Here is an 18,788-nt window from a genome sequence, read left to right on the forward strand (position 1 = left end):
ATTTTGAGGTACTTTTTAGCATTTTTTGTAGCGATATTTATCTGTGGGTGTGGCTATAAACCAGTATCAAAGATCACGCAAGATCTTGTCGGTGAGAGAATTTACGTCGATGTGATTATTAGTAAAGAAGAGCCAAAAAATAGTGTTTGGATAAAGGATGCTGTAAAAGAGGGTATGGTGGCAAGGCTAAATAAAAACCTATCAAGTAAAGAGAGTGCTGATACTTCGATAATTATTTCGGTAAAAGATTTAAATTACGAAGCAATAATTTATGATGAGTTTGGTTATATCACCTCATATAAAGCATTTTTAAGGCTAAACTATAAGACAAGATTTAAAGATGGTACCGTGGTTGACATTCCAGCTACTGGCGAATATGACTTTAGTGTCGCAAGACGCCAAAAAAGCGTAAGATACGCAGATAGTGTCATTAGTGATACTCAAAAATACGAAGCTATCAAAGAGGCGTCAAAAGAGGCCTTTGATGAGTATATCGCAAATTTAGCGGTAAAAGGATATAGAAATGGCAGCAGTAACCGTTAGTCAAATAGTCAAGGAAGCCTTAAATGAGATCAAAGATCGCCATTTGATGCTAACGCCAGAGAATTATACTGAGGTCTATAATGAAATTTCTAAAAAATACGGCTTTACAACAGAAGAGAGCAAAAAGATAGAAAAATATATCTCAAGGCTTGGCGATGAATATAAAAATCAAGCCATAAGCCTTCATATAAAGACGGTCGATGAGTTTGTTGCTTTTATGACTGCTAGGCTATCTAGAGGCGCTCAGCAAGGGATGGGTCTTGCGACTGATGATAAAAAGCTAAAATCACTAAACGCATTTGCTAGAAGAATTCTCCAAGCTATCTCAATGCTTCACAATAAAGATGCAAAAACCTTAGCAGAGCAAAGTATGCAACTGCTTGCTAGAAGATATGATGAGAAAAATCTTGACGATATTTGTTTGAAATGGTTTGACTTTATAAGCTCGTACGATACTGAGTTTTTGGAGTTTTTAAAATATTATGGCGTAAGAGATTTTGATGATCTAAAAACCATGAGTTCTGAGCTTGAGAAATTTCTTGCACAAAAAGATGAAAATAGCGAAGAACATGCTTTGGCTGAGCTTTTAAATTTTGCCCTTGAGCCTTCTATTACAAGAGAGCTTGCTGATGAATTAAGCACGATAAGAGGCATTTTAAAGCAAAATCCTAAAAGCTTAAATAGTAAAGAATTTCAAGAAAAAGTAAAAGCATTTGTTGATCGTAGAATCGAAGAAGATAGAACAGAAATAATCGAAAAAGTTGGTTCGCTAAATAATATCTTACAAAATATAAGCGAGAGAATTTCTGATATTGCAGCTAGTTCACAAAGTAGTACAGATAAAGTAAAAAGTATTAAAAATGATCTTAAAAATGTAAATTTAAACACAAATAGTATCGATCAAGTAAGAAGTATGCTTATCGAGATCGCTAGCGCTTTGGAGATCGAGAGTAAAGAGCTAGGCATAGAGATGCACAATAGGCAAGCTACTATTTCAGAGCTTCAAAATAGAGTGATCAGTCTTGAAAAAGAGCTTGAGGAAGCTAAGCTTGAGAGTAAAGAGGACTTTTTGACAAAAGTATCTACTAAGCGTGCTTTGATGAATGAGATTCAACGCATCGAAGAAGCATATAAACGCTATGGTACCGACTATTCTATTTGCTTTGTTGATATTGATTATTTCAAAAAAATAAACGATACTTATGGTCATGAGGCTGGAGATGTTATACTCTCGGCAGTAGCTCAAGTACTTAAGAAAAATGCTAGAAAGGTTGATTTTGTTGGTAGATACGGTGGTGAAGAATTTGTAATCTTACTTCCAAGTACTGGCTTAAAAGATAGCGTTAAATTTGGAGATAAGCTAAGAAGCATGATAGAAAATTTTAAATTTATCTATAAAAATGAGCGCATTAAGGTTACTATTAGTTCTGGCATAGCGACAAGAAGTGCAAATTTAAGTGAGACAATGACGCTTGAGGCTGCTGATAAGATGCTTTATCTCTCAAAAGAAAATGGTAGAAATCAAGTAATGCCAAAGATAATCGAGGATAAATGAATCTATCTAAATTTCTTGACGGCAAGCCACTTTACTATAAAGAGATCGATTATGGCAGGATTATTAGAGCGTATGCGACTATAAAAGAACATATAAAGCCATTTAAGATTATTCACATAATAGGCACAAACGGCAAAGGAAGCACAGGACGCTTTTTGGCGCAAATCTTAGGCCAAAATGGCGCAAAAGTAGGGCATTACACAAGTCCGCATATATTTAAATTTAACGAGCGATTTTGGTTAAATGGTGAGGTCGCTAGTGATGAAATTTTAGAAGCAGCTCATGAGCGTTTGCAAGCCATTCTAAGTGATGAATATAAGATAAAAACGAGCTATTTTGAGTATATGACGCTGCTTTCTGCGGTGCTTTTTGAGGGTTGCGACTACTTTGTCTGCGAAGCTGGTATGGGCGGTGTGCTGGATGCGACAAATGTTTTTGAAAAAGAGTTAAGCATTTTTACGCCCATTGGCCTTGATCATACGGCAGTTCTTGGAGATAGCTAGAAGAAATTTCACGCACGAAATTTAAAGCCATGGGCAAAAGAGCTATTTTAAATGACGAAATGAATGATACAAGTATCGCTATCGCAAAAGAGATCGCAAGTGAAAAAGGCTCCACTTTAAGCTTCCCAAGAGAAAATTTAACCAAAGAAAATTTAAGCGAGATCGCAAGCTATGCAGATAAATTTAATCTGCCAGAGTTTTTACGATCAAATTTAACTCTAGCCTACGCCGCTGCTAAAATTTTAGATAACAAAATAGACATAAAAAAGCTTGATACTCTCACACTTCGAGGCAGATGTGAAAAGATTGCTTCAAATTTATACGTAGATGTTGGTCACAACGAGCTTGGCGCAAAGGCTGTGGCTAAGAAATTTAGCCAAGGTGAGTTTGCCAGTAAGAAGCTTACTTTAGTCTATAATTCGTTCTTGGATAAAGATTTCAAGGCAGTTTTAGCAGCACTTAAGCCGGTTATTGATGACGTGCTACTATATCACTACCACTGCGATGGCAGGGAGCTTGGCGGAGAACTTATAAACAAGGCGTTAAATGAGCTAGAAATTTCATACAAAGACTTTGAACTAAGCGATATGAACGACGTAAAAGAGGCTAGAAACGGCAAAATTTATCTAGCTTTTGGCTCATTTCATCTAGTCGAAGCCTTTTTAAAAGAGTACTATGCAAGCAAAGGTTTATGAGTATCTTTTAGCAAATGCTCCGCAAATTCTTATCTGTGAAGATGAGAAGGAAGCGGCTCTTTGTGCTGATGCGGCTAGTTTTGCTGGTTTTAGTGCATTTAGGTTGCCTGATTTTAGAGCCAAAAAAGGTGATGATTTAAGAAGCTTTAACGAAGAGCTTTTTGAAATTTCATCAGTACTTAGCAAATACTATAAATTTGATGGCAAAAAGATTATCATTAGTCCATTTAGCACCCTTTTAAACCCACTTCCAACGCAAAAAAATTTAGAGAGCTCCACGGTCAAGTTAAAAGATAATATAAACTTAAATGAATTTGCCGATCTGCTTATACGATTTGGCTATGAGTGTGTAGATATCGTTGAGAGCGTTGGTGAGTTTAGCGTCCGTGGCGAAGTGATCGACATTTACGGCGTAAATATGGATGATCCAGTTAGGATCTTGCTATTTGGTGATGAGGTTGAGAGCATAAGAAACTACAACACCGCCACGCAAATTAGCAATAAAGCCGAGCTAAGCGAGGCCGAGATCGTGCCGTTTATCGCAAATTTGGGCAAAGATGAGTTTGATCAAGTTAGCCAAAAGATCGAGGATATGCAAAGCGACGCCTTGGTGAGCGACCTAAATTCGCTTGGATTTTGGGCGATCGATAGCTTTAGTGACTATTTAAAAGTTTTTGACTCAAAGCTTGTTAAAAAGATCGATTTTGGAATTTATGATGTGCCTGAGGAGAAATTTAAGGGCATTGAAATTTTGCCTGAGCCAAAGACCTTTAAAGATCTAGAGGTCACTTTAAATTTTGACTTTTTTGAGTTAAATAAGAGTAAAAACATAACTGTTCTTTCAAGAAATGAGGGACTTTTTAAGGGCTATGAGCTTGATAGCTTTACAAATGTAAAACTTGAAATTTCGCCTCTTGTGGTAAATATAACTTCAAGCGACAAGATAGTCGTTTCACTAAATAAATTTGAGAAAAAAAGGCGAGTTAAACGCTCAAGCCTCGTGGTAGACGAGTTAAAAGTAAATGATTACGTCGTACATGAAGACTATGGTATAGGTAAATTTCTAGGACTTGAAAAGATCAAAGTTTTGGGCGCGACGAAGGAATTTGTGGTTATCGCCTATCAAAATGACGACAAGCTTCTTTTACCGGTTGAACATCTAAATTTGATAGATCGCTACATCGCGCAAAATGGCTCTATGGCGGTGCTGGACCGCTTAGGCAAGGCAAATTTTGCCAAGATAAAAGAAAAGGTTAGAGAAAAACTCTTCGCAATCGCTTCAAAGATCGTAGCAATGGCGGCAAAAAGAGAGCTTGTAGCTGGTAAAATTTTACAAAAAGAAGACATCTCTTATCTAAATTTTGTTCAAGACGCTGGCTTTTCATATACGAGTGATCAGCAAAAAGCGGTAAATGATATAAGAGATGAGCTAAAAAGTGGCAAGGTCATGGATAGGCTGCTTAGCGGAGACGTTGGCTTTGGTAAGACTGAAGTTGCGATGAATGCTATATTTACCTGTATAAAATCAGGCTTTAGCGCATTTTTCTTTGTACCAACGACACTTCTTAGCTCGCAGCACTACAAGACACTAAGCCAGAGATTTAGCAAATTTGACATAAAGGTCTTTAGGCTAGATCGCTTCTCAAGCGCTAAAGAGAAGTCGAGCTTGCAAAAAGCACTAAAAGAAAATGAGCCGATAGTTTGCGTGGGAACGCATGCACTTCTTGGTGTAAAGGCTGAGAATTTAGGGCTTATAGTGGTTGATGAAGAGCATAAATTTGGCGTTAAGCAAAAAGAGCAGTTAAAAGAAATTTCTCAAAATTCACACATCTTAAGCATGAGTGCCACTCCTATACCAAGAAGCCTAAATATGGCTCTTAGTAAGATAAAAACATATAGTATTTTAGCCACTCCGCCAAGCTCAAGGCTGGATGTTAGAACAAGTGTGAGAGAGTGGGACGAAAAGGTCGTCAAAGAGGCGATCATGCGTGAGCTAAGACGTGGTGGGCAGACTTTTTACATCCACAACCATATCGCAGACATCGAGCAAACGGCAAATGATCTAAGAAAAATTTTGCCAAAGCTTAGGATCTTGATACTGCATTCAAAGGTAAATGCGAAAGTTACTGAAGATGAGATGATGAAATTTGAGCGAGGCGAATATGACTTATTACTTTGCACCAGTATCGTTGAAAGTGGCATTCATTTGCCAAATGCAAACACCATAATTGTAGAAAATGCCAATAAATTTGGCATGGCTGACTTGCACCAGCTGCGTGGACGAGTTGGCAGAAGTGACAAGCAGGCCTACTGCTACTTTTTGGTGGAAGACAAAAACGCCATTAGTAAAGACGCTCTAAAACGACTTGTGGCGCTTGAGGGCAACTCATTTTTGGGCGCTGGTTCGGTGCTAGCCTATCACGACCTTGAGATAAGGGGTGGTGGTAACATCATCGGCGAGGCACAAAGCGGCCACATCGAGGCTATCGGCTATTCGCTATATCTAAAAATGCTAGAAGATGAGATAAATAAGCTTCTAAATCAAGACTCCGCAAAGCTTGACAAGATCGATCTAAAGCTTAGTGTGAGTGCCTTTTTAAATCAAGAATTTATAAGAGAAGATAGACTACGACTTGAAATTTATAGGCGCCTTAGCAAGTGCAAAGAAGTGAGTGAGGTTTACGAGATACAAAGTGAGCTTGAGGATAGATTTGGCAAGATTGATCTTTTTACAAAGCAGTTTTTAGACGTCATTATCATTAAAATTTTAGCTCTAAAAGCTGGTATAAAAACAATCTCAAATAGTGAGCAAAACATACTAATAACAAAAAATGACGATGAAAAGATCAGGCTAAAGTCAAGTAGCAAGGATGATGACGATGTATTGGCTGAAATTTTGGTCTATCTAAGAAAGGATAAGAAGTGATAGATTGGGGTGTGAAGTATGCAGCGATTTACAGAAGTACAAAAGGTATGCTAAAACCAGTTGATGATATTGATTTTGTTGATATCGACTCACTTTATGGGCTAGAAAAACAAAAAGAAATTTTACTAAAAAATACTCTAAATTTTATAGATGGTAAGGATGCGAACCACGTGCTTCTTTGGGGTGAGAGAGGATGTGGCAAGTCAAGTCTCGTAAGGGCTGTTTTTACTAAGTTTTATAAAGCCGGACTTCGCATAATCGAGCTTGGATGCGAAGATCTAAAATACCTTGGCGACATCATCGACGAGATTAGAAAAAGTGAGTTTAAATTTATCATTTTTTGCGATGATCTAAGCTTTGAAAATGGTAGCAATGAGTATAAATTTCTAAAACCTATAATGGACGGCTCTATCCAAAAACCGCCAAAAAACGTCCTTTTATACGCTACGTCAAACCGCAGACATCTAATAAGCGAGTTTAAAAGCGAAAATAAAAACTCAGAGCTAATTGACGGCGAAATCCATTACAGCGATGCAGCTCAGGAGAAAATTTCTCTATCCGATCGCTTTGGTCTTTGGATCAGCTTTTATCAAGGCAACTACGATGAGTATCTAAAAATGGTTGATTTTTACTTTAAAGACTACGCAGGTGACAAAGAGGAGCTTCATACGCTTGCTAAAAATTTTGCAACACTTAGAGCCAGTAGAAGTGGCAGAACAGCAAAGCAGTTTTATCTTACTTTTAAAGAAAATTTAAAATGACTTCAACTGATCTATTTTTAACCTTATTTAATCATAAAAGCAGAAATTTGGATGAGCTAAAATGGCCAGGTGAGGGTACTTTTGAGGTTATTTTGGGTGCTATTTTAGTGCAAAATACCAACTGGAAAAACGTAGAAAAAGCTCTAAATAATCTAAAAAATGCAGGTAAAGATAGCTTGGATGGTATTTGCGCGCTTGAAAACAGTGAACTTGCCACGCTTATAAAGCCAAGTGGCTTTTACAATACAAAGGCAAAACGTCTAAAAATGCTCTGCCTAGCTATAAAAAATGAATTTGAGAGCTTTGAAAATTTTAAAGAAAACGCAAGTCGTGAGTGGCTCATAAGCGTAAAAGGTGTTGGAGCCGAGACTTGTGATGCGATACTGGCATATGCTTGTGGTAAGCAATATATGGTCGTTGATGCTTACGCGCTTAGGATAATGGCGTATTTTGACTATAATTTTGAGTGCTACGACGAGGCTGCTGAGTGGTTTAGTTCGCTTGATTATAATGAAATTTATAAATTTCTTGATAGCAAGAAATTTGACGAGACTGAAGTTTTAAAGCTCTATCACGCTCTTATTTTGGAGTTTTGCAAAGAGAATTTCAAAGGTAAAATTTTAAGCCAAAATGGCCAAAAAATATTAAGCAGCATTAAAAATTAAACTACTAATATGTAACAACTCTTTATAAATTTGCCAAAGGTTGGGGCTTTTTATAATCTATTTTAAAATTCTGTGCTAAATTTACACAAAATTTATCTTATTTAATTTAGGAGGAGTGATGATTTACGATAACATCGTTAAAACGATTGGTAATACACCTATTGTAAAGATAAAAACAGGTGCTGATGAAGCCGAAATTTACGTAAAATTAGAGTTTTTTAACCCAGGTGGCTCTGTAAAAGACAGGATCGCATTTAACATGATAACCAAAATGCTAGCTGACGGTACGCTAAAAGAGGGCGATACTATCGTTGAGCCAACGAGCGGAAATACTGGCATTGGTGTAGCGATGTGCGGTGCTGCACTTGGCTTTAAAGTGATACTTTGCATGCCAGAGAGCATGAGTATCGAAAGACGCAAAATAGTAGCTGCTTATGGCGCACAACTTGAGCTTACTCCAGCATCTGGTGGCATGAAAGCAGCGATCGCAAGAGCTACAGAGCTAGCAGCTCAGCCAAATCACGTAATGCTAAGCCAGTTTGAAAACAAGTATAACCCACAAGCTCACGAACTAACAACAGCAGCTGAAATTGTGGCTGATTTTAGTAAGCTTGATGCATTTGTAGCTGGCGTTGGCACAGGTGGTACAATAAGTGGTGTAGCAAAAATTTTAAAAGAAAAAGGCTATGATACTAAGGTCATCGCAGTAGAGCCTGAAGCATCGCCAGTTTTAAGTGGTGGCAACCCAGGACCGCATAAAATTCAAGGCATTGGAGCCGGATTTTTACCAAATACTATGAATATGAGCCTAGTTAGCGAAGTAGAAAAAGTAAGCAACGATGACGCACTAAACGCAGCTAGAGCAATCGCTAAAAGTGATGGACTCATGATAGGCATAAGTGGCGGTGCTGCTTACGTGGCTGCAAAAAGAGTAGCTAAAAGACTTGGCGCTGGCAAAAAAGTACTTTTCATAGCTCCAGATAATGGCGAAAGATACTTAAGTACAGAGCTTTACGGAGCATAAAAATATGTGGGAGAGTCTAAAGGAACTAGTTCAAACTGTTCGTGAAAAAGACCCATCGGTACATAAGTGTTGCTTTTTGGCAATACTTATAAATACCCCTGGTATTCATGCGGTTTTGTTTCATAAAATTTCTCATTTTTTATATAAAAAAGAGCATTTTTTTCTAGCTAGACTCATCTCGCAAATTGCAAGATTTTTAACGGGCATCGAGATCCATCCTGGAGCAAAGATCGGCAAGAGATTTTTCATAGATCATGGTATGGGTGTGGTTATAGGTGAGACAGCTGAGATAGGTGATGATGTAATGATGTATCATCAAGTAACACTTGGAGGCACTGGAAAAGAGTGTGGCAAAAGACATCCGACTGTAAAAAATGGTGTGACTATTGCAGCTGGCTCAAAGATACTAGGTGCCATAACGATCGGTGAAAATGCTAAGATCGGCGCAAACTCGGTCGTGCTAAAAAATGTCCCAGCAAACGCGACAGTCGTTGGTATACCAGCGAGAATAGTTCGAGTAAATGGGACAAAATTTGAACCAGAGTTTATTATCTAATCTTAAAGATTAGATAAATTTATTCTTACTTTTTATGCTTTAAAATTTGAGTATAAATTTCGTCTTTTAGTTTTAACTTCTCTTTCTTTAAATTATCAATTTCAGATGGTTTTGCCAGATTGTCGTCTATTTTTTTATTTAGTTCATCATGTTTTTTGCAAAGAGCAGCAAAACGAGCATCGGTTTTCTTTAGCTCATTTATAAGGTCTGTATATTCATGTAACATATCGGCTCCTATAAAAATTTGAGAAATTTTATCAAGACTTTGTAAATGCTTGGATATAAAAAAGGTGCCAAGCCATTGCTTAAATTTTTAAAAAGAGCAAGTAGAAAAATTTATTTTATACGTATTTAAATTCTTCAGGTTTGTGTTTGCTTTTTACAACACGCTTGGTTAGACGTATTCCATCAACGGTACCGATGACTAGAAGCTTTGATCCTGTTCCTACTAATGTGTCACCATTTGGCATTGGCACAAAATTATTATTTATATCTCTAATGCCCACTATGTCTGCATTTGTAATATTTCGTAGATGAGTCTCTTTTAATCTTTTAAATCTTATCCAAGAGTAATCAGGCACAAGAATTTCTTCTATATCGATAGGTGAATTTTTTGTATACAAAAACTGCTCTAATAAATTTTCCATGTCCGGCCTTACGCTCATAGCACTTAACCGCTGCGCGACTAAGCGAGATGGACTTACCACATTGTCAGCGCCTAATTTTTTTAATCTTTGCGTATCGTCTTCTGTCTCTGCATTTGTGATAATATGATAAGGCTTTCTACGACCTATCTCTTTTTCATAAAGTCTTACAGATGCTATAAGGGCGATGTTATCAGCAATATTTGAGCTAAGAGTTATAAGTCCTTTTGCACTTGATAGATGTGTTTTTAAAAAGGCAATTTGTGTGTGTGGCTGAGCTTTTATGAAATATGGATATTTATAAATTTGAGCTAGCTCCGCAATATCTTCTCTATCATCGACCACTACAAAAGGTATATGATTTTCGCGAAATTGAGCACTAAGTTCGATTGTGTATAGATTGTGATAACAAATAACGAAGTGATTTTTTAGTCTTGCGATCCTATAAAGCATGCGTCGTTCCTTTAAAATGCTAATTAATGTGCCTCTTTTTAAAACCTCAACCACAATACCGATCGATAGTGTAAATATAATAAAACCAATAAGTATAAACGTGATAGTAAAAATTCTGCCCTTTGGAGTTATTGGAGCAACTTCGGTAAAACCAACTGTTGTAAAAGTCATGCCAGCTTGGTAAAAGGCATCTATTAGTGAGAAATTATCTATTAAGACATAACCTAATGTTCCAAAAAGTAACAGTAATACGACTGAAATTAGTGGAAATCTAAAAGGTTTTAATTGTTCGTAAAGCTCAGTATCTAGGCTTATTTCTGGTTTTGTAGAGTTTGACCAGTTGAGGAATTTTAAAAGTCTTGAGAGAAAAGACATAAATTCCTCTTCATTTTATATTCTTAGTTTGATTGTTTCTTCATCGTTCTTAGAGTAGAAGCAGCAACTTTTATCTTTCTTGTAGTACCATCTTCTAGCGTAACGCGAATCGTTCTAAGATTTGGCAAGAATCTTCTTTTAGTTTTATTGTTAGCGTGGCTCACATTGTTGCCTATCATCGGTCCTTTGCCTGTTATCGCACATCTTTTTGACATTTTTTTTCCTTATAAACAAAAATTTCTGCTGATTTTATCTAAAACAAACAAAAGTAATGCTTAAATAGATTCTTTTTTAAAAGAATTGATTTTTATTAATAATCTAGATAAAATAACGCCTTTGCCTATAATTATAAATAGCAAAAATATTTAGAAATCTTGAGTGATACAAAAATGCTTAGTAAAGAGTTGATCGAAAAAAATGTTGATTTTGTTTTACAGATGCCAACTCTTTTTGAAAAAGTCGAGCACTTTTTGTTGACTGGTAATGTAACTGAAGCAGTTACTACTTTACAAAATATAGCATCTTTTAAAACTTATTTTAACTCCATTTTTAAACGTGCAAAATTTGATATTCCTTATGATGGCAACGACTTGGTAGTAATAGCAAATATGCTTGGCATTGATACTTTTAGAGCGATAGTACTTTCTTATTTTATATTTTTAAAATCTCCAAAAATTTATAAGGTATTTAATTTTAAAATCGTTGATTTGATCGAGCTTAATGCTAAAATTTTATCAGATTGGCTAAAGGTATTAAACTCTTTTAAAGAAAAGCACTATAACTATTTATCGCTTGCTCCGTATTCTATAGCCTGTATTATAGTGTGTGAGAATTTATTTTCGAAATTTCCATCTTATATGTCAGATGTTATTTCGTATTCTGACGTAAGCTATAATAAAATTTTGCAAAAAAAATATGGCTTTAGTCTTTGGGATATTTTTTTAAAAGCAATGAATATGAGTAAGCAATCATTAAGCAAGATTGATAAAGAGATGCTTTGTTTTTTTGAAATTTTACTCTCTTATGAGTCCAGCAGGCCTGAATTTTATGATTTTGGAGTTGATAAAATTTTAGATATCAATGTTTATCCAGAGATGCAAACCATTATATTTATTAAAAAAGCTCTACAAAAATGAAATTAACTTTTAATGGTTCTATGGCAATTATAAGGCCTTTTGGTTTTTTGGAAGCAGAGAATGTTCCATTAAAATTAAGTGAAAAATACATAAACCAAATTTTATCGCGTGATATCAGCGCTATACTGCTTTCACTAAAAATGTTACATTTTTTAGTCCTATTTGGCTTGGTAGAATAATTGAAAATTTAAGCGAAGAAGCGCAAAAGCTTGGCGTGGTATTTGCGATTTGCGATTACAATGAAATTTTTTATGAATTGATGATGAAAACAGTTAAGAATATTTTAAATATTTCAATGTTTGAAAGTGAAAATATCGCAAGCTTGTTTTTAAATAAATTTCTAAATAATGCAAATGGCAAAGTATTTATTTACAACTCAACTGAGCAGTACAAGCACTATTTAGCTAATTACCTAAAAAATCGCTCATTTTATGTGGTTGAGGCTAGAGATGCAACCGAGTTTAATAAAAAAAAGAATTTATATAGTTATGCAGTGTCACAGCTAAATCATGTGAGATTAAGACAAAATCAGATAGATACTTTTATAAAAGATGGTGTTGTTGTTTATGCCATAAAAAGTTTTATGGACTCAGATTTTATTGAAGATTTTGATATGCCAGCTCATGACATTATGCTAAAAATCGGATATAAATTTTTTATTTTATGGGTAAATATTTCTGGCGCTTTAAATATAAGGGGTGCAAAATTTCTAATCAAACTTGCTAGCATTAGCAAAAGATCAGGTGCATTTATTTCGCTTTGTGGCATAAACGAATCAAATTTATCTATCGAATTAGTAACATACCTTAAAGATGCAAATATATTTATCTATAAAAATTTAAATGACTTTTACAAAGACGACTCTATCCTTTACCTTAAAAAAAGAGATTTTGATGCTGAGCCAGTAAACATCAACAAAACCGTTGCTCAAATTTCATCTTATGTGACACAAATTGCAAGTAAGATCATCTCTCCATTAGTGGAAGAAGAAATTTTATGTGTTGATACTAAAGTTAGTGCGCTTGATCTTGATGTAGAAGACGAGTGTGAGTATTTGCGTATTTGTGTTCAGTATTATGGCGACATTTATGCAAGAGTGCTCTTTGGTGTTAAGAAAGATAAGTTAGAAAAAATTTGCTCTATTTTTATACCTGAGAATAATGACTCAAGTGGTTATTTAAGCGGATATTCTCAAATTTTTAGTATCATTACAAATAAATTTTTGACTCATCTTTGGCAAAAAGGCATAAAAGTAAAAGTTAGCTTGCCTAAAATTTTATCCGATGATGTTTTTTTCGATCACAATAGTGTAGGCATCATGAATAGACTAGATGTAAAAGATGACGAAATAGGCTTTGTATTTGTAACCAAGTAAGGAGAAGAAATGTACGTTGCACCTAGTATTTTATCGGCTGATTTTGGAAATTTGGCAGCTGAGATAAGAGCCATTTGCGAGGCTGGGTGCGATCTGGTGCATGTTGATGTTATGGATGGGCATTTTGTGCCAAATTTAACCATCGGACCAGTTGTGGTAAATGCCGTTGCAAAAGTGGCTACAAAGCCACTTGATATACATTTGATGGTTGAAAATAACTCATTTTTTGCCGACCTTTTCTTACCGCTAAAGCCAAAATTTTTAACCTTTCATATCGAAGAAGAGAAGCATCCATTAAGGCTCATCGATCACATCAGAAAAAATGGCGTTGGCCCTGGCATCGTGCTAAATCCGCATACGCCAGTTAGTGCGATCGAGCATATTATTGATGAAGTCGATATGGTACTTTTGATGAGCGTAAATCCTGGCTTTGGTGGTCAGAAATTTATGCCAGTCGTGCTTGAAAAAACAAGGGCGCTAAGAGAGCTGATAGAACGAAAAAACGCTAAGTGTCTGATTGAAGTAGATGGCGGCGTAAACGGACTAAATGCGTCTGATCTTGAAGAGGCTGGAGCTGACATTTTGGTGGCTGGCAACTACATCTTCTCATCAAATTCTTACGAACAAGCCATCCGCGCCATAAAGCTTGAGTTTTGAAACCAAAAAAACAGCGTTTAGAAAATAGCATAGAAATTTTAGCTAGGCAAAATTTAAGCTATCATGAGTTTATTTTAAGATTTAGTGATATCGACGAAATTTCATCTATTATTGACGTGCGCGATCTTGATATGTGGCGAACCCTTGGGCTTGACATCACCAGAAATGAAGAGAATGAGATCGAGCTTGGCACGAGATTTAGAGATATTAGCGAGCAGGAATTTTGCGTGGTTGATATCGAAACGACTGGTGGTACAACGAGCGGACAGATCATTGAAATCGGTGCAATCAAAATGAAAAATGGCGTTGAGATAGGGCGTTTTGAAAGCTTTATAGCAGCCCCTGAAGTACCTGAAAATATCACTGAGCTAACCGGTATAAAGGCTAGCGATTTAGTCGGTGCGCCAAATTTGCTAAATGTACTTGAGCGGTTTAAAATTTTTCTAGGAACTAGCGTCTTTATCGCGCACAACGTAAATTTTGACTATGGCTTTATCTCTCACAGCCTAAATGAGATCGGCCTTGGCATGTTGCTAAATAGAAAGCTTTGCACCATCGATCTTAGTCGCCGCACTATCGCTTCGCAAAAATACGGCCTTGGCTCGCTAAAAGAGCTTCTTGGCATAAACAATACCCACCACAGAGCCCTAAATGACGCAATAGCAGCATCTGAAATTTTTAAAGTCTGCCTCACACGCCTACCTTTTAGTATCCAAACTACAGAGGATCTCATAAGCTTTAGCAAAACAGCTCCAAGCGTGAAGCTAAAACCTGAACCAGTTTTGTGTGCGAATTAGCGATAAAAAATTATCCACAATCTCAAATTTAATCATTAATTTTTATGCAATCTCTATTTTTAAAGGATTGTGGGGAGTTTTGCTAAATTTTATAAAAAAAGGAGGCAAATGAGCCAGAAAAATTTAGTTTCAAATTTAATCTCAGCCGACGATGAGATGCTCGCTTTTTTATCAAATTTTGGTGAAAATTGGTGCACGAGTAATGATGGGGCGAAATTTATAGAGCAAAATTTTACCTTCATTGGCTCAAAGCCAGTTTTACAAAATTTAAAAGGTTGCAAAACGGCTGAATATAAAAATTTTACCGACATTGAAAAATTTCTTAGCTCAAATCTAAGTATCAAAAGTAAAATTTTGTGTGGCGAGATAAGCTACATCGGCGATAGTTTAACAAATATAGAGGTTAAATTTACGTCTGAGTATTTTTACGATTTTTTAAAATTTATAGTTGAAAATATCCCAGAGCATCACTATTTTTGTAGTCCCAAGGAGGGCTGGATATTATTCATTGCAACAGAGGGATATGTGGAATTTGGTGTTTTGCACTAATAAATTTATTTTTAAGCAGCTGTCTAAAATTGTCCATAAAAACAAAACGTGAAAGAAAAATTATTCGTAAAAATTCTTAAAATTAACAAAAAAACTGAGCTTGCATCCTAACACAGCTTGTTGCTAGCAAAATTTAATCAATTTTTTTATATAATCCCTATTTTTCACAAAGGCAAAAAGATGGATAGAAAATCTTGGAGTTCAAGGCTCACATACATTTTAGCTGTTGCAGGAGCTACGGTTGGCTTTGGTGCGACGTGGCGTTTTCCGTATTTAGTCGGGCAAAACGGCGGCGGTGCCTATGTACTCGTGTTTTGCATCGCTATGATCGTGATCGGCATACCGATGATTTTAGCCGAAAACGCGATCGGCAGACGCCTAAAATGCAACGCCGTGGATGCTTTTGGTGGATCGATAAATGGTAAAAAGATCAGTAAAAAGTGGCAGATCGTTGGCTGGATGGGACTTATTGGTGCTTTTGGCATCATGGCTTACTACATGGTTATTGGCGGCTGGGTGCTAAACTATATCGCGCAAATTTCATTTGGTTTGCTTGATCTCTCGCATGTGGTTAGTTTTGAGGAGACAAGTGCGTTTTATGAGCAAAATATCGTGAGCAATCCACTTGCTATAAGCTTTGCGACGCTTGTTTTTGTGCTAGTTAATTACGCTATTTTGGTGCAAGGCGCGGTCGGCGGTATCGAGCGATCAGCGAAATTTTTAATGCCTCTACTTTTTATTTTAATGCTTATTATGATTGCTAAAAACATCACACTAGATGGTGCAATAGAGGGCGTAAAATTTTACTTAACACCTAATTTTTCAAAGATAAACTTAAAGCTTTTCGTTGATGTTTTGGGGCAGGTATTTTTTGCGCTCTCGCTTGGATTTGGTGTGATGATCACTCTTTCTAGCTTTGTGAAAAAGGATGAGGGTTTGGTTAAAATTTCTATCATTACAGGCATTTTAAATACGGTAATCGCCGTACTTGCAGGCTTTATGATTTTCCCTTCTCTTTTTAGCTACGGCGTATCGCCAGATAGTGGCCCAAGTTTGGTGTTTAAATCACTACCAATCGTTTTTTCTCACATGCCATTTGGTGGTTTTTTTGCGGTCGCATTTTTCATACTTTTAATGATCGCAGCACTTACGACATCACTACCAATATATGAAGTAATAATCACAACACTTCAAGAAAAATTTAAGATAAAACGCAAAAAGGCAATATTTTTAGTTCTTGGAGGCATATTTATTTTAGGAAATTTACCTTCACTGATGGCCACAAATATACTAAGCCATGTAAGCATTTTTGGTAAAAATATTTTTGATGCATATGATGCAATAAGTGCAACGATATTTTTTGTATTTACTTCATTTGGTTGTGCAATATTCGTAGGTTGGGTGCTAAAAGATGATGCAAAAAAAGAGATTTTGCAAGGTAGTGAAAAACATGCAAAATTAATAAATGTTTGGTTTTGGTATATAAAATTTGTCGTGCCGTTTATCATTTTGGTGCTTTTTATTAGCTCGTTTTACGATAATTTTTTAAAATAGGGCGTAAAAATATGTTTTATTTTTTACTCGGTATTTACTTTTTTTACGTCGCCGCAAAGGCTATTTTGGCGATTTTGCAGATAAATTTTATACGCGCGGAGGCTAAAAAGCCGGCCGTCGTGCTAGAGCAGGGGGAGTATGAAACCGCCGCCGCTGCCGCGATAACGAATCAAAAATTTGAGATAGCTAGCCTTTTTTATCACGCAACGATATTTATGATGTGGGCGTGCTGGGGGCTTGGCGCGATATCGGGGCATGCCTATAAAACGGGAGATATAGGCGATAACGTCTTTATGGTTATGGTATTTTTGCTCGTTTCGTCGCTGCTAGAACTACCGCTAAATATCTACGAAACCTTCGTCAAAGATAAAAGGCTCGGCTTTTCAAACGTAACGCCCAAAATTTTCGCGCTCGATCTACTTAAAACGCTCGCGCTAACGCTGGTTTTCGGCACGCTGTTTGTGTGGCTGGTGCTGCTTTGCATTAGATTTTTGGGCGATTTTTGGTGGTTTTGGGCGTTTTTGCTTAGCTTTGCCGTCGCGCTCGTGATAAATTTAATTTACCCGACGCTCATCGCGCCAATTTTTAACAAAATGCAGCCGCTAGAAGAGGGCGAGCTAAAAAGCCGTATAGAAGGGCTTTTAGCGCAGTGCGGATTTAAAAGTAGCGGCGTTTTTACGATAGACGCCAGCAAGCGTGATAACCGCCTAAACGCCTATTTTGGCGGCCTTGGCGCGACTAAACGCGTGGTGCTTTTCGACACGCTCGTTAAAAAACTAAGCTTAGATGAGATAATCGCCGTTTTGGGGCATGAGCTGGGACACTTTAAGCATAAAGATATCCTAAAAATGATCGCTCTAAGCGCGGTTATGCTTTTTGCAATGTTTTTGATATTCGGCAACATCCCTGACGCGGCGTATCAAGCGCTTGGGCTTCATAGCGGAGGTGGCGGAACGATCGTATTTTTGCTACTTTTTTCGCCGATTTTCGGGTTTTTATTTTCGCCGGTAAGCTCGTATTTTAGCCGCGCGAACGAATTTGGCGCCGATAAATTCGCAGGCGAGGTCTCAAACAAAGCCGACATGATAAGCGCGCTAAAAAAGCTAGGCTCCGAAAACAAGGCCTTCCCGAAGGCTCATCCGCTCTACGCGTTCGTCTATCACTCGCACCCAAGCCTCTTTGAGCGTATAAACGAGCTGGAAAATGAAAATTGAAGAGGCTCTTAAAGAGGCTAGTTTAAGGCTAAGCTCACTTTGCCAAAATCCAAGCAGAGTGGCTAAAATTTTGCTTATGAACTATCTTGATGTAAGCATTGAATGGATATTTTTAAATCAAAAAAATAAATTTGATGAGAGCGGCTATTTTGCCCTAGTTCAAAGGTATGAAAACTACGAGCCTCTTGAATATATAACTGGTAAAGCTAGCTTTTATGGGCTTGATTTTTACGTGGAAAGCGGAGTGCTGATCCCAAGACCTGAAACAGAAATTTTGGTAGATAAAGTAATAGAAATTTCACGCGAATATAATGAACCAAAGATCGCAGAAATAGGCACAGGAAGCGGCATTATTAGTATCATGCTAGCTCTAACAACAAAGGCAAATATCGTAGCAACAGACATCAATGAAAAAGCTTTGATGCTTGCTAGAAAAAATGCAGATAAATTTGATGTAGGTGGGAGGATCAAATTTTTAAACTGCTCTTATGTGGATGAAATTTTAGAAGATATTGATATTTTGGTTTCAAATCCGCCATATATTGCAAGAAGCTATAAACTTAGTAAATTTGTACTAAATGAGCCAGAAAGTGCACTCTTTGGAGGCGAAGTAGGAGATGAAATCTTAAAAGATATTATTCTCATAGCCAAAGATCGTAATATCAAAAACGTTGCTTGTGAGATGGGGTACGATCAAAAAGCAAGTATGCAAAAATTCTTAGAGGCTAATGGTTTTGAGTATAGTTTTTACAAAGATTTGGCTGGCTTTGATAGAGGCTTTTGTGCGAAGTTAAAAATATAAAGGA

Annotated in this window: 17 protein-coding genes and 2 pseudogenes; 16 read left to right on the forward strand and 3 right to left on the reverse strand. The window is 36.7% G+C overall.

Going from position 1 to position 18,788, the window contains the following annotated elements:
• Window positions 1-3: 3 nt before the first annotated feature.
• The 8 genes and pseudogenes from A3835_04035 (at window position 4) to A3835_04070 (ending at window position 9,228) form a co-directional block, all read left to right on the forward strand.
• Entirely contained in the window at window positions 4-543 is a 540-nt protein-coding gene (locus tag A3835_04035; GenBank protein ORI08692.1) for a penicillin-binding protein, read from the forward strand.
• Window positions 524-2,098 carry a diguanylate cyclase gene (locus A3835_04040; protein ID ORI08693.1) on the forward strand — a complete coding sequence of 525 codons (1,575 nt, stop codon included), beginning with the start codon at window positions 524-526 and terminating at the stop codon, window positions 2,096-2,098. Before A3835_04035 ends, A3835_04040 begins: the two co-directional genes overlap by 20 nt.
• Window positions 2,095-3,296: pseudogene (locus A3835_04045) on the forward strand (bifunctional folylpolyglutamate synthase/dihydrofolate synthase). Before A3835_04040 ends, A3835_04045 begins: the two are co-directional and overlap by 4 nt.
• On the forward strand, window positions 3,277-6,222 hold the full coding sequence (locus tag A3835_04050; protein ORI08694.1) for a transcription-repair coupling factor: 2,946 nt from the start codon (window positions 3,277-3,279) through the stop codon (window positions 6,220-6,222). The pseudogene A3835_04045 and the gene A3835_04050 overlap by 20 nt, the downstream one beginning before the upstream one ends.
• On the forward strand, window positions 6,219-6,983 hold the full coding sequence (locus tag A3835_04055; protein ORI08695.1) for an ATP-binding protein: 765 nt from the start codon (window positions 6,219-6,221) through the stop codon (window positions 6,981-6,983). Before A3835_04050 ends, A3835_04055 begins: the two co-directional genes overlap by 4 nt.
• Entirely contained in the window at window positions 6,980-7,648 is a 669-nt protein-coding gene (locus tag A3835_04060; protein ORI08696.1) for an endonuclease III, read from the forward strand. The genes A3835_04055 and A3835_04060 overlap by 4 nt, the downstream gene beginning before the upstream one ends.
• 118 nt (window positions 7,649-7,766) lie before the next feature.
• Window positions 7,767-8,672, forward strand: coding sequence for a cysteine synthase A (locus tag A3835_04065; GenBank protein ORI08697.1), 906 nt, complete (start codon window positions 7,767-7,769; stop codon window positions 8,670-8,672).
• A 4-nt stretch (window positions 8,673-8,676) separates the two neighbouring features.
• On the forward strand, window positions 8,677-9,228 hold the full coding sequence (locus tag A3835_04070) for a serine O-acetyltransferase (GenBank protein ORI08698.1): 552 nt from the start codon (window positions 8,677-8,679) through the stop codon (window positions 9,226-9,228).
• Between the two features lie 25 nt (window positions 9,229-9,253).
• On the opposite strand, the gene A3835_04075 is transcribed toward A3835_04070, so the two are convergent.
• From A3835_04075 to A3835_04085, 3 genes are all read right to left on the reverse strand, one after another.
• Entirely contained in the window at window positions 9,254-9,454 is a 201-nt protein-coding gene (locus A3835_04075) for a hypothetical protein (GenBank protein ID ORI08699.1), read from the reverse strand.
• A gap of 115 nt (window positions 9,455-9,569) precedes the next feature.
• Window positions 9,570-10,700, reverse strand: a complete 1,131-nt coding sequence (locus tag A3835_04080; protein ORI08700.1) for a potassium channel protein — start codon at window positions 10,698-10,700, stop codon at window positions 9,570-9,572.
• 23 nt (window positions 10,701-10,723) lie between these two features.
• Window positions 10,724-10,915: a 50S ribosomal protein L28 gene (locus A3835_04085; protein ID ORI08701.1), complete on the reverse strand. Its 192-nt coding sequence runs from the start codon at window positions 10,913-10,915 to the stop codon at window positions 10,724-10,726.
• A gap of 174 nt (window positions 10,916-11,089) precedes the next feature.
• On the opposite strand from A3835_04085, the gene A3835_04090 reads away from it, so the two are divergent.
• From A3835_04090 to A3835_04125, 8 genes and pseudogenes are all read left to right on the forward strand, one after another.
• Window positions 11,090-11,836, forward strand: coding sequence for a hypothetical protein (locus tag A3835_04090; GenBank protein ORI08769.1), 747 nt, complete (start codon window positions 11,090-11,092; stop codon window positions 11,834-11,836).
• Window positions 11,833-13,211: pseudogene (locus A3835_04095) on the forward strand (prephenate dehydrogenase). Before A3835_04090 ends, A3835_04095 begins: the two are co-directional and overlap by 4 nt.
• A 9-nt stretch (window positions 13,212-13,220) precedes the next feature.
• Window positions 13,221-13,868, forward strand: a complete 648-nt coding sequence (locus A3835_04100; protein ID ORI08702.1) for a ribulose-phosphate 3-epimerase — start codon at window positions 13,221-13,223, stop codon at window positions 13,866-13,868.
• The gene (locus tag A3835_04105) at window positions 13,865-14,665 is read left to right on the forward strand and encodes a DNA polymerase III subunit epsilon (protein ID ORI08703.1); all 801 of its coding nucleotides are present in this window, start codon (window positions 13,865-13,867) and stop codon (window positions 14,663-14,665) included. The genes A3835_04100 and A3835_04105 overlap by 4 nt, the downstream gene beginning before the upstream one ends.
• Before the next feature lie 108 nt (window positions 14,666-14,773).
• Window positions 14,774-15,214, forward strand: a complete 441-nt coding sequence (locus A3835_04110; protein ID ORI08704.1) for a hypothetical protein — start codon at window positions 14,774-14,776, stop codon at window positions 15,212-15,214.
• Between the two features lie 180 nt (window positions 15,215-15,394).
• The gene (locus A3835_04115) at window positions 15,395-16,768 is read left to right on the forward strand and encodes a transporter (GenBank protein ID ORI08705.1); all 1,374 of its coding nucleotides are present in this window, start codon (window positions 15,395-15,397) and stop codon (window positions 16,766-16,768) included.
• 11 nt (window positions 16,769-16,779) lie between these two features.
• On the forward strand, window positions 16,780-17,982 hold the full coding sequence (locus tag A3835_04120) for a peptidase M48 (GenBank protein ORI08706.1): 1,203 nt from the start codon (window positions 16,780-16,782) through the stop codon (window positions 17,980-17,982).
• Window positions 17,972-18,784, forward strand: a complete 813-nt coding sequence (locus tag A3835_04125) for a protein-(glutamine-N5) methyltransferase, release factor-specific (GenBank protein ORI08707.1) — start codon at window positions 17,972-17,974, stop codon at window positions 18,782-18,784. Before A3835_04120 ends, A3835_04125 begins: the two co-directional genes overlap by 11 nt.
• Window positions 18,785-18,788: the final 4 nt, after the last annotated feature.

The organism is Campylobacter concisus (assembly GCA_002092835.1).
GTDB lineage: Bacteria > Campylobacterota > Campylobacteria > Campylobacterales > Campylobacteraceae > Campylobacter_A > Campylobacter_A concisus_K.

Coding starts and splice junctions, on each gene's coding strand:
- A3835_04040 (ORI08693.1), top strand. CDS start 524: ATGGCAGCAGTAACCGTTAGTCAAATAGTCAAGGAAGCCTTAAATGAG.
- A3835_04050 (ORI08694.1), top strand. CDS start 3,277: ATGCAAGCAAAGGTTTATGAGTATCTTTTAGCAAATGCTCCGCAAATT.
- A3835_04060 (ORI08696.1), top strand. CDS start 6,980: ATGACTTCAACTGATCTATTTTTAACCTTATTTAATCATAAAAGCAGA.
- A3835_04065 (ORI08697.1), top strand. CDS start 7,767: ATGATTTACGATAACATCGTTAAAACGATTGGTAATACACCTATTGTA.
- A3835_04070 (ORI08698.1), top strand. CDS start 8,677: ATGTGGGAGAGTCTAAAGGAACTAGTTCAAACTGTTCGTGAAAAAGAC.
- A3835_04075 (ORI08699.1), bottom strand. CDS start 9,454: ATGTTACATGAATATACAGACCTTATAAATGAGCTAAAGAAAACCGAT.
- A3835_04080 (ORI08700.1), bottom strand. CDS start 10,700: ATGTCTTTTCTCTCAAGACTTTTAAAATTCCTCAACTGGTCAAACTCT.
- A3835_04085 (ORI08701.1), bottom strand. CDS start 10,915: ATGTCAAAAAGATGTGCGATAACAGGCAAAGGACCGATGATAGGCAAC.
- A3835_04090 (ORI08769.1), top strand. CDS start 11,090: ATGCTTAGTAAAGAGTTGATCGAAAAAAATGTTGATTTTGTTTTACAG.
- A3835_04100 (ORI08702.1), top strand. CDS start 13,221: ATGTACGTTGCACCTAGTATTTTATCGGCTGATTTTGGAAATTTGGCA.
- A3835_04110 (ORI08704.1), top strand. CDS start 14,774: ATGAGCCAGAAAAATTTAGTTTCAAATTTAATCTCAGCCGACGATGAG.
- A3835_04115 (ORI08705.1), top strand. CDS start 15,395: ATGGATAGAAAATCTTGGAGTTCAAGGCTCACATACATTTTAGCTGTT.
- A3835_04120 (ORI08706.1), top strand. CDS start 16,780: ATGTTTTATTTTTTACTCGGTATTTACTTTTTTTACGTCGCCGCAAAG.
- A3835_04125 (ORI08707.1), top strand. CDS start 17,972: ATGAAAATTGAAGAGGCTCTTAAAGAGGCTAGTTTAAGGCTAAGCTCA.